Origin of the sequence: uncultured Campylobacter sp. (genome assembly GCF_938018145.1) — a bacterium.
Classification (GTDB): domain Bacteria; phylum Campylobacterota; class Campylobacteria; order Campylobacterales; family Campylobacteraceae; genus Campylobacter_A.
In genome coordinates, this window is sequence record NZ_CALIII010000399.1 from 1 (window position 1) to 2,810 (window position 2,810).

Sequence of the window (2,810 nt, forward strand, 5' to 3'; positions counted from 1 at the left end):
AAAGGCGATTTCATGCCTGCCGCTTACCTGCCAAAGCCCGGTAAGTCCCGGCCTTACCCTTGTTATCTTACCTAAATTTTTGCCGATTTTCCTTTTTTCGCAAAACATATACGGACGCGGTCCCACCAGGCTCATTTCAAGCCTAAGAACATTAATAAGCTGAGGTATCTCATCAAGCGAAGTGCGTCTGATAAACCCGCCGACTTTTGTTATGCGCGGATCAAATTCGTATTTGTGAAATTTGGCAAAATGCTCGACCTCTGCGGGATTTTGCTCGAGATAATCGTCTAAAATTTTACGCCAATTTTTATGCATAGATCTAAATTTATAGCAGCTAAACGGCTTGCCGAAGCGCCCTATTCGCTTTTGCTTAAAAAATACGCTTTCATTTGGTTCGTTTATCTTTACGACTGCGGCTATAATGGCAGCAACCGTGAGCCAAAGTGGCGCAGTAGTGATAACAAGAACATAGTCAATCACGGCTTTTAGCAAAACCCTAGAACGCAGATTCATAGCTTGCCCTCCAAAAATCTCTCGTAGCTTTTCTCTACAAGCCCCTTTATCTCGTACTCAAAGCGCTCTTTTGAAAATTTTAGCGCATTTTGTCTGATCGCTTGCGGATCAAATTTGTCGCTATTTTTTTCAAATTTTACCACCGCTTCGTTTAGGCTAGCTTCGCTTTGCTCGCTAAAATAAACGCCCGTGACGCCGTCTATCACGCTCTCTTTCGCACCGCCCTTACCTAGGCAGATGACGGGCGTACCGCAGGCCTGAGCTTCCACGGGCGCTATACCAAAATCCTCCACGGCAGCAAAAACGAAGGCTTTTGCCCTACTCATCAGCTCTGCAGTCTCGCGCGCACCCCTGAAGCCTAAAATTTCAATATTACTTTTGGCGATATTTCTGATCTCATTCATCTGCTCGCCGTCACCCACTACGACTAGCTTTTTGCCGCTTTCGTTAAAGGCGCGCACGATTAAATCGATCTTTTTATAAGGCACCATCCTTGAAACCGTGACGTAAAAGTCCTCTTTATTTTCGTTTAATTTAAAATTTGCAGTATCGACAGGCGGGTAGATCACAGCGGCATCTTTGCCGTAAATTTTACGTATGCGGCGCGCAATAAAATTTGAGTTTGCGACGTAAATGTCGGCTCTGTTTGCCGCGGCGATATCCCACAGGCGAATTTTATATAAAAAATATCTAGCTAACGCCGCTTTTAGTCCGCATTCTAGTCCGTTTTGGCGTAAATAGTCAAAATACATATCCCAAGCATAGCGCATCGGCGTGTGTACGTAGCTTATATGAAGCTGGTTTGAATGCGTCAGAGCGCCCTTTGCTACGGCGTGCGAACTAGACAGCACGACGTCAAATTCGCTCAGATCAAACTGCTCTATCGCTAGCGAAAAAAGCGGCAGATAGCTCCTAAATTTGCTCTTTGCAAACGGTAAATTTTGAATAAAACCGGTGCGAGCGAATTTACCTTTTAAAATCTTTTGCCTATCGTCGAATTTAAGGTAATCAACAAGGCTAAAAACCTCAAAATCATCCCAAATATCCGTAAAGCTCTGCACGCAACGCTCAGCTCCGGCATAGGTTTCTAGCCAGTCGCAAACCAGAGCTTTTTTCATCCGTTCACCATTACTTTCTATCGTAGTCGTCGCTGATGCGCACTATATCATCCTCGCCCAGATACTCGCCCGTTTGTACTTCTATGACGATGAGATCGGAGTTTGTAGTGTTTTCCAGACGGTGAGTCTGTCCTTTTTTTATATATATAGACTCGTTTCGTTTTATCTGCATCTCACTATCATCTATGGTTACTAGCGCCTCGCCCTCTACGACGACCCAGTGCTCGTTTCGCTTAAAGTGCTTTTGCAAGCTCAGTCTTTTACCGGGCTTAACGACTATCTTTTTCATTTTGTAGCCGCTGCCCTCGCCTAGCACCTCGTAGCTACCCCACGGACGGTACACGCTCGTGTGCGTTTCGCAAATTTCAGGCAATGAATTTGAAAAGTGCTTATAAACCTCTTTTACCTTTTGCGAGCTGCCTTTTTTAGCGATCAAAAGCGCGTCTTTGGTGTCTACTACGAGCAAATTTTGCACGTCTACTAGTGCGGTCGGTTTTTTAGTTAGGATGAAATTTTCGCTCGCGCCGATTTGCAGCGACTCGCCCTCGTTTTTTATCTTTTTACTCAGCTCGTCAAAGCTACCCATATCGCTCCAGCCAGCATCCAGCGGCACCATTTTGATATTTAAGCTTTTTTGCATTAAGGCGTAGTCGATACTGATATCCTCGATCTTATCCATAAAATTCGGACTTATTTTTAGCAGGCAAGGCTCGTTTGCCGAGCCCTCTATCGCCGCCGTCACGTCTTTTATGATACTTGGCGCGTACTTTTTCATCTCGCTTAAAAACACGCCCGCCTTAAAGCAAAACATACCGCTGTTAAAATAATACCCGCCCTCTTTTATAAATTTCGTCGCGGTTTCAAAATTTGGCTTTTCGATAAATCGCTCTACGTCGCCGTTTTTATCGGCCTTGATGTAGCCGTAGCCCGTGTTTGGTTCGTTAGGTTTTATGCCAAACGTCACCAAAAAGCCCTGGTTTGCATAGCTTTGCGCGATCAAAAGAGCCTTTTTGTATTCGGCCTCCTCCTCGATCAAATGATCGCTCGGAGTGACGAGCAAAATTTCGTCCTCATCGCAGCAAAGCGCTGCAAACGTGATCGCCGCGGCGGTGTTTTTACCAAATGGCTCGAGGATAAATTTGTCTATTTTTTTATTTCCGCACTCGTCAAGCGCTAAAA

At 45.1% G+C, this 2,810-nt stretch carries 3 protein-coding genes; all 3 read right to left on the minus strand.

From position 1 onward, the window contains the following. Nucleotides 1-513 (minus strand): sugar transferase (locus Q0338_RS09215; protein ID WP_298086494.1); only part of this gene is annotated, 513 nt, incomplete at its 3' end. Further along, nucleotides 510-1,631: a glycosyltransferase family 4 protein gene (locus tag Q0338_RS09220; protein ID WP_298086495.1), complete on the minus strand. Its 1,122-nt coding sequence runs from the start codon at nt 1,629-1,631 to the stop codon at nt 510-512. The genes Q0338_RS09220 and Q0338_RS09215, both read right to left, overlap by 4 nt. A 10-nt stretch (nt 1,632-1,641) precedes the next feature. Continuing rightward, the coding region (locus Q0338_RS09225) for a mannose-1-phosphate guanylyltransferase/mannose-6-phosphate isomerase (protein WP_298086496.1) at nt 1,642-2,810 on the minus strand (1,169 nt) is incomplete at its 5' end.

What these genes read in the sequence shown, in the direction of transcription:
- Q0338_RS09220 (WP_298086495.1), bottom strand. Translation starts at nt 1,631, where the DNA reads ATGAAAAAAGCTCTGGTTTGCGACTGGCTAGAAACCTATGCCGGAGCT.